The following is a 419-nucleotide window of genomic DNA, read 5'->3' on the forward strand; positions in this document are numbered from 1 at the left end:
CGAGATCGGTTCGTACCAGGGCATCCGTCACCGTCGCGGCCTTCCGGTCCGCGGCCAGCGCACGAAGACCAACGCGCGCGGCCGCAAGGGTCCGAAGAAGACCGTCGCCGGTAAGAAGAAGGCAGGTAAGAAGTAATGCCGCCCCGCGCACGTCAGGGTGCCGGACCCAAGAAGGTCCGCCGTCGCGAGAAGAAGAACGTCGCGCACGGTCACGCCCACATCAAGTCCACGTTCAACAACACGATCGTGTCGATCACCGACCCGACCGGTGCCGTCATCGCCTGGGCCTCGTCCGGGCACGTCGGCCTGAAGGGCTCCCGGAAGTCGACGCCGTTCGCCGCGCAGCTCGCCGCCGAGAACGCCGCCCGCAAGGCGATGGACCACGGCATGAAGAAGTGCGACGTCTTCGTCAAGGGCCC

At 67.1% G+C, this 419-nt stretch carries 2 protein-coding genes; both read left to right on the plus strand.

Annotated elements, in window-relative coordinates; genetic code table 11:
* The coding region (gene rpsM, locus DBV35_RS29310) for a 30S ribosomal protein S13 (RefSeq protein ID WP_108663928.1) at positions 1–136 on the plus strand (136 nt) is incomplete at its 5' end.
* Positions 136–419: 30S ribosomal protein S11 (gene rpsK / locus DBV35_RS29315; RefSeq protein WP_108663929.1), on the plus strand; the 284-nt coding region annotated here is incomplete at its 3' end. The genes rpsM and rpsK, both read left to right, overlap by 1 nt.

It is taken from the genome of Acuticoccus kandeliae (assembly GCF_003073115.1).